This is a genomic window from Streptococcus sp. NLN76 (assembly GCF_015686645.1).
In the GTDB taxonomy this organism is placed as follows: Bacteria; Bacillota; Bacilli; order Lactobacillales; family Streptococcaceae; genus Streptococcus.
Window position 1 is genome coordinate 1 of record NZ_JADPMS010000063.1, and the last position, 7610, is coordinate 7610.

General features: G+C 42.4%; 5 protein-coding genes and 1 pseudogene. All 6 read right to left on the reverse strand.

The window, feature by feature from the left end; genetic code table 11:
• Positions 1-2604 (reverse strand): YSIRK-type signal peptide-containing protein (locus I1A59_RS08750; RefSeq protein WP_196092395.1); only part of this gene is annotated, 2604 nt, incomplete at its 3' end.
• 664 nt (positions 2605-3268) lie between these two features.
• On the reverse strand, positions 3269-4144 hold the full coding sequence (locus I1A59_RS08760) for an ROK family protein (RefSeq protein ID WP_196092396.1): 876 nt from the start codon (positions 4142-4144) through the stop codon (positions 3269-3271).
• 9 nt (positions 4145-4153) lie between these two features.
• Positions 4154-5101, reverse strand: a complete 948-nt coding sequence (manA, locus tag I1A59_RS08765) for a mannose-6-phosphate isomerase, class I (RefSeq protein ID WP_196092397.1) — start codon at positions 5099-5101, stop codon at positions 4154-4156.
• 13 nt (positions 5102-5114) lie between these two features.
• Positions 5115-5840 (reverse strand): GntR family transcriptional regulator, encoded by a 726-nt coding sequence (locus I1A59_RS08770; protein ID WP_196092398.1) that lies wholly within the window; start codon positions 5838-5840, stop codon positions 5115-5117.
• 52 nt (positions 5841-5892) lie between these two features.
• Positions 5893-7161 (reverse strand): PTS cellobiose transporter subunit IIC, encoded by a 1269-nt coding sequence (gene celB, locus I1A59_RS08775; protein ID WP_196092399.1) that lies wholly within the window; start codon positions 7159-7161, stop codon positions 5893-5895.
• 259 nt (positions 7162-7420) lie between these two features.
• Positions 7421-7610 (reverse strand): annotated as a pseudogene (locus I1A59_RS08780) (IS110 family transposase); the annotation flags it as partial.

A 7610-nucleotide genomic window follows, 5' to 3' on the forward strand; every position in this document is an offset into this window, starting at 1 on the left:
TGTCGCTGCTGGATCTGCCAATACTTCTTTCGCTGCTGCTAGGGCATCATCATAGGCTTTCTTAGCTTCCTCTGTTGCCTTAGTGTAGGCGTCTGAAGCTGTAACCTCATCTTCTTTAGCTGCTTCAACTTCCAATTCTGACTTATCGACTGCTTCTGGTGCTGGATTCTTAGCCAAGTTTTCCGCTGCGTTCGATAGAGCCTCTTTGGCTGCTGCTACTTGCTCTGCTGTCGCTGCTGGATCTGCCAATACTTCTTTCGCTGCTGCTAGGGCATCATCATAGGCTTTCTTCGCTTCCTCTGCTGCCTTAGTGTAGTCGTCTGAAGCTGTAACCTCATCTTCGTTAGCTACTTCAGCTTCCAAAGCTGACTTATCGACTGCTTCTGGTTTTGAATCACCATTTAGGGCATTACGTGCGGCCTCTAGAGCTTCTTTGGCTGCATCAACATCTGCTTGAGTAGCGTTTGCGTTATTTAGGACTTCTTCACCTTTAGCAAGCGCTTGATCATAAGCGTCTTTCTTATCTTGATCCGCATTTTCGTAGTTGGTACTTGGAAGAACTTCCTCCTGCTTCGCAACTTCCTCTTCTAGCGCATCAGTTGTCGGTGGTACAAAGTTTCCATAGATAATTTTTGTACGATTTGTTTGCAACTCATCTTTATCAATTTTAAATGTTGCTGCAGGATTGATGATTTGTCCATTACCAGGAGCATTCGCAGTTGCTTTGAAGTCAACTGTCAATGGTTCACCTTGGCTCTCCTCTTTGGTCAACAAGGCATTATTTGCTGTCCAGGTCAAGGTACGAGTTGCCGCGTCATAATTGGTTCTTCCTTGGCTAGTAACATCTTTCGGGTTACCATTATCATCTTCTCCAAGGTATACCTTCAAGGAACCATTTTTATAAGTTAGTTTGTCATCTAATTTTTGTGTAAAGACAAGCTGAGTAAGCGGTTCACCGGAAACCTTGAATGTTGTCGAAGTTTGGTTACGGAAACTTACTTCTTCATTTGGTTTGGCAATGGTTACCAACTCAACTGGGTCATTGTCGATGCGTTCGCCATCTTCAAGAGTGGTTGTTGTGTGACCTTCATCTGCATCTGATACATACTGTACCGGAATGTCTGGCTCCACATCTTCATTGATGATTTTACCCCAAATATACCGGTTAGTCTGTGGTTTTTCATAATAGTATCGATTAACTTTTCTTGGATTTTTAGTGCTATTATTGGATGCGTAATATTTATCCAAGTTTTCTTGTACTTTAGCTAAGTTCTGATTACGGTTATTGGCGTTTTCATAAATATCCTTCGAGCGAATTTCATTTTTTCGAGCCAAGAAAGAATACTCAAAAGGCTTATCTGCAGTTGCATCATACGAGACATTAATCCGGTGATCGGTATCAAAAATCGTTTCCTTCGTATCTTTATCACGATAATTCCGAGGAGCACCAGTTGTATTGTTATAAATGACGTTGCCAACAGCGGAAGTGGTCGGTTGAACTGTAATTTCATCACTAGTTTTTTGGATACTTGCATTTGAGTTATTAGAAATCGCAAATAACTCTTGTCTGTCGATATCCAAAAGGGTCTTATTCGCTTTAACCGAAACAGTCTCCCCTGTTGCACTATCCAGGTAAGTTTCACGCATAGTGATGTAGTCCATACCTTGCATGTGCATTTGAAGCCCTGTACCCGTTATAATACGACCGATGTCCAAGATAGAGTTAGCTTGACCATAAACCTGATTGCCGGTATTTTGAACGAGCATCCGTTTCCAGTCAGCATACTCCAGCTTCATGTCTAACTGACGACCTTGGTATTCACCTACATTCTTAATAATAACATAAGGTTTGTTTTCGATTGTTTTGGGATCCCTATGTAGGATAGCCGAGTTCACATTAATCGGGAATTTCCCTTGGAAACGTCTAGAAGGACGGAAATTAGCTCCGTTATAAGCTTCGACGACTGAATTTTTATTAATGGTTGGTGAAAAACCATATACACCGTATTCGACATCATCCAGATTCGCCACCTTCTCAACGGTAACACCTGAACTTGTAGTTTCCGCATTTCGGAATCCCGCAGAACGGAAGCCACTACGGAATGAACTTGAAGTTGTAGTTGCTGGCTTGCTCTCCACTTTTTCTGCTGGAGTCTCTACTTCCTTAGTAGTTGCTTGCGCTTCTACTTGTGGCGTTTCTTTGTTTGTTGTCGTTTCAGCTGTCTCTGGAGCTTGCGCAACCGGCTTCCCTTCCGTTGTAACCTTCTCCTCTGCAGCAGGTTCTTCAGAAATTGATGGGGCGCTATCTTCTTTGACTACTGTGGCTGCTGTTTCTGGAGTCACCTTAGTCTCTGAAGCCAGTTCAGCTGACTGAGCAGGAGTAGGGCTTACCTCTACCGGCTCCGCTTGTGGGAGTTCTGTCTCAGGAGCAATTTCCCCAGATCCTGGCTGTACTCTCTCTTCTACGACTTGAACATCGATAGGAGAATGTTCCTCAGCCGCAACAGTACTAGAAGGGTCTAAAACAAATAGACTACCTACTAAAACAGAAAAAACACCAACTTTAAATTTTCGAATTGAAAATCGCTGTTTTTTGTTGAACATAAGTTATAAACCTCTCTTTTCTTTTTTGTTCGAAGATACTTTAACACACTTTAAATTTGTATGTACAATAAAATGCTCAGAAAAACCATGAAATTTTTGGATACATTTTTTTACAGAAAAAACAAACGTTTGCTTACGAAAAGTTAATCTATTTTTTTATAGGGATATATTCTTCAATTCAGCTTTCTATATGAGAAATTGAGCTTCACAAATACCTTCCCCCAAAATCTCCTTTTCATTGTCAGCTTTCTTGGATCAGGATCTAGGATGAGATGGACAGTCAAAGAAGTGACCAGCATAGATGGTAGAAGCTCTTATGTAAAGCACTCTACAAAGAAATCACTCATCATACTCTCTTGGTAAATCATTGGGGCTAAAAAGTCTGACCAATTCAATTTGTCCAGATATAGGATGTTAGTTTATCTTTTATTTCTGTATTAGCTTACTCCATACTTCAGTCCTGGCTATGACTCGCTGTCTTTTTCTAAAAACAAACCATATGACTACCGTAAAAATCCCCCCGATACTCGATGGTAATCAGGGGGGGGATTTCATATACTCTTTCGTTTATTTTTTATTACTGAGTTAGTTCGTCTTGCCGTACTCATTTGAAACTTTCTTCGAACGTTTTAGCGTCTACGACTCGCTGCCTTGTACTAAAAAACTAAACTTTTTCAGAATGGCTTATCAAAAAATGGGAAACAGCACCGAGAAGGTTTGCCTGATTTTGAAACGCACAGGCTTTTAGCCTAAAACGGATATCCTCTGCATCGGTTTCCTGAATAAGTGCTTCTAAGCGACGCTGCACGTTTGGAACTAAATCCTCTCGGGCGGAGATTGCTCCTCCCAGTAGGACTAATTCTGGATTGACTGTCATCAAAACGTTGTAAATCCCTACGGCAAGGGAGTTATAGAGACTTTCAACAGCCTCCTCAGCTGCTGGATGACCAGACTGAGCCAAATCAAACAAGTCCTTACCTGTTACATGGTCCAAACCTTGGTCCTGCGCAAACCGTTGCGCAACTTGGACCGGGCTCACCAATTGACTCAGACTACGCCCTTGGTCCAAGAGCATATAACCGAACTCGCCACCAAACAAGTTTTCCCCTTTTTGCAATTGGGTACCTATTGAAAGTGCGCCACCAACACCTGAACCAATGATAAAAAAAGCTGCAGAAGAGCTGCCACGCGCTGCCCCCATATGCAGCTCGGCTAGTGCTGCACAGTTGGCATCATTTTCAATGGATACAGGCAAGCCTAAAAGTTCTTCCAATTCTGCTTGGATGGGAAAACGATGGATATAGGGGATGGCACTTTTTCCATAAATAATACCTGTTTCTGTATCGACAGATCCAGGACAAGACAAGGCTAATCCGCTGATATTTTCAGAGGAAACTTGATTTTTGAGAGCCAGCAGGGCAACCTTCATCTCTTCCCAACTAGAAGGGGTTGGCAAAGAATCCATGAGCTCTAGGTTTCCTTCTGTAAATAAGGCTGTTTTAACAGCTGTCCCTCCTAAATCACAGACCAACAAAGCCATAAAAACCTCCTAAGAATGTGGATGGCTCACAATCATCTCTAACTCACCCTCGAACGCCCAATGTGCAACATCATAAGGCAGTATGAAATGATCGCCTTTCTTCAATTTGTAAACCTGGCCCTCAACTTCCAGCAGACCTTGGCCTCCAACGACGCTGCAAAGAAGATAAGGTGCCACTCGGGCAAAAGATTCACGTCCTAGAATCTGCCACCTATAAACTGTAAAAAATTCATTAGAGACAAGCAAGGTACTTGCCAGGTTTTCAACAACTAGCTTCGCAGGAGTTGAATTAGCGGTTTTTCCAATATTCAAGACATCAATGGATTTCTGCAGGTGCAATTCCCGCAGATTCCCTTGATCGTCTTTCCGATCAAAGTCATAGACTCTATAGGTGGTGTCACTCGATTGCTGGGTCTCAAGAATCAGAATTCCCTTTCCAATCGCATGCATGGTCCCACTGGGAACATAGAAAAAATCACCCGCTTTTACAGGAACTCTGGTCAATAGATGCTCCCAGTCACCCGCTTCAATCATTTGAGCCAGTTCTTCCTTAGATTGAGCCTCGTGACCATAGATAATCTCCGCACCTTCTTCTGCTTCCAAGACGTACCAACACTCCGTTTTCCCAAGTTCCCCCTCATGTTCTAAAGCATAGCGATCATCCGGGTGAACCTGAACGCTCAACCAGTCATTGGCATCTAATATCTTTGTTAATAGCGGGAAGACTGGCGAATCCGGATTTCCGAATAGGTCTTTCTGCTCACGGTACAAGCGATCCAAACCCACACCTTGAAAACGCCCATTGGCAACCCGTGAAACGCCATTGGGATGGGCTGAAATTGCCCAATACTCACCTGTTTTGTCGGAAGGAATCTCGTAACCGAAAACATCCCGTAGTTGGGTTCCACCCCAAATTTTTTCATGCATTTGCGAATTTAAAAATAGTGGTTCTGCCATTATTCGCCTCTCCTTAATTTGTTTTTACATCTAAAAGTGAATAGCCCCGGGTATCATAGCGATTTCTACTCCGCGAATATTCAATCGGACGACCATTTTTTAAATAGACTAGCTGCTCTATCTGCAATATCGGATCATTTTTCTTGCAATCCAAATACTCCACATCATAAGAATCCGGACGCTCAGCGGTAATATGTCGATAAGAGCCCGCAAATTTTAAGCCTAATTTCTTTAGCAAAAAATCATAAATAGATGCCTCCAGAATCTCCTGGTTGAGACCTGGAACTAAATCACTTGGCATGTAAGTATGTTCAAGGGTATAAGGTTCTCCATCCAGAAGTCTCAGACGAACAATCTTATAAACTGGCGTTGTCTGATCAACTTGCAAACGGTCCGCCAGCTCCTGATCCGGAAAATCTACCGTAAATTCAATCACCTGACTGCTCAACTTGCGATCATCTGAATGAAGATCTGAGCTTAGTCCATTAAAATTATCCAGACGGAATTTGGCATCCTCCCGATCAAAGAAGGACGAATTGAGAATCTTGGTTCCATCTCCTTGTCGAGATAGAACCAAGCCCTCAACCGTCAAAATTTCAATTGCCTTTTTAACGGTGACCCGACTTACCTGAAATTCCTCAGCAAGAATCGTTCGTGTTGGTAACATGGAACCTACCGGATAAACACCATCGGTAATCCGTTGCCGCAAAACACCGGCGATTTCTTCATACTTTGGCATAGAACCCTCCGATCTATATGAATCTTTCTCTCGTGACGAAAGCCTATTCACATTATAGATCAGAATCTGGTTGTTTGTCCAGTATACGAAGGAATGGATACCATATGAAACCGACGAGAGCCACATCCACTAATTGCAACAATCCACCCGCAATGGAGTTGGTTGCAATCATACCACTAAAGAACACCGGCACTGTCCAAGGCACCGAAACTCCCGTTGGAGCCGGCACAAGACCAATGAGCATAACAAAGTAATTTAGACTTGTCACAAGGATTGGCGCCAGAATCCATGGAATTAAGATCGTAGCATTCAAAACGATTGGGAGACCAAAAATAACCGGCTCATTCACATTAAAGACGGCTGCTCCAAGAGCCAATCGACCAACATCATTGTAAAGCTTTTTCTTCAAGATAAAGGCCATAATCAGAACCACAGCCAGTGTCATCCCTGAACCACCAAGACCAACGGTAAAGGTTTCCATAAAGGATTTAGAAATGATATGTGGGACCGCTTCACCAGCCTTAAAGGCTTCCAAGTTCTCTAAGTTCAAGGTATTCCAAATCGGATCCATTACGGAATTGACTAGAATTTGTCCATGGAGACCAAAGAACCAAAGAATCTGTATGAAGAAAAGAGCAATCAAGGTTGCACCGAGACTAGAGCCAAGACCAACCAGAGGTTTTTGAATGACATCGTAAATAATGTCATGAAGATTAACAGAAAATACACCCGTTACCAAGGCATTGATTGCCAAGAAAATGGATAGGGTTAAAGTCCCCGGAATAATCGCCGCAAACGATTTTGCAACGGCAGGGGGAACAGTATCTGGCATCTTAATCTGCCACCCCTTGTTACTAAAACGACTATAGAGTTCTGCAGCCACAAACGCAGTAATCATCCCCAGGAACATTCCTTTTGCTCCAAGTCGATCCAGACTTAGAACATTGGAAACAACTTCACCACCTTCTGACTGGGTGTAAAACGGTGTCAGAATTAAGAAACTAGATAGAGCTACTGCACCACCGAAGACCCCTTCTACTTTGTAGCTCTTGGTCAGATAATAACCAATCCCAAAGACTACAAAGAGGGTCATGATGGACATCGTAGCCAACTGCCCATTCCCTAACAATTGATAGAGTGTTCCCCGAAGGCTATCACTTAAAAAAGGCAAATTCGTAATAACCACTAAAATGGAACCAAACATGGTAACTGGAAAGGCTAACATAAAAGCATCCCGCAAAATCGCCAAATAGCGATTAGATCCTAACTTGTTAGCCAGAGGCAAGAGTTTATCACTCAAAGCGTCTAAGAACTTATTCATAAGCACTCCTCTTTTCTTTTGATACTATCAATATACGCCTTTTACTCCAAAATGTCTAGTCTTTTTATTAAAATATATTGTCTTTTTTTGAAAAAGATGTATAATAGCACTATAGAAACAAAGTCTAGTGGTGAAAAGTCAAGTTCAAAGTTCTGAGCAGTTACTCTTTTTTTCAGAAAAAAGGGCGCACTGAAAAGAGCTAGCGAAAAATGATGTTTTTCAATCAATTTTCACTAGATTTTCAAGGAGTGTGCAGATCCTAATAGGTATCTTCCATAAGCCTCCTTGGTGGCGTATAGAGTTGGCGGTTGCGTAGTAGCACATCCACCAGACGCACAAATTTTCTAGCAGTTAAGACGAGAGCTCGTTTATGTTTGTTTTTTGGTACTTCTTGACACTTCTTCTGGTAATAGGCTTTGTATTCTTCGTCATAACGTCTGACAGAGTTG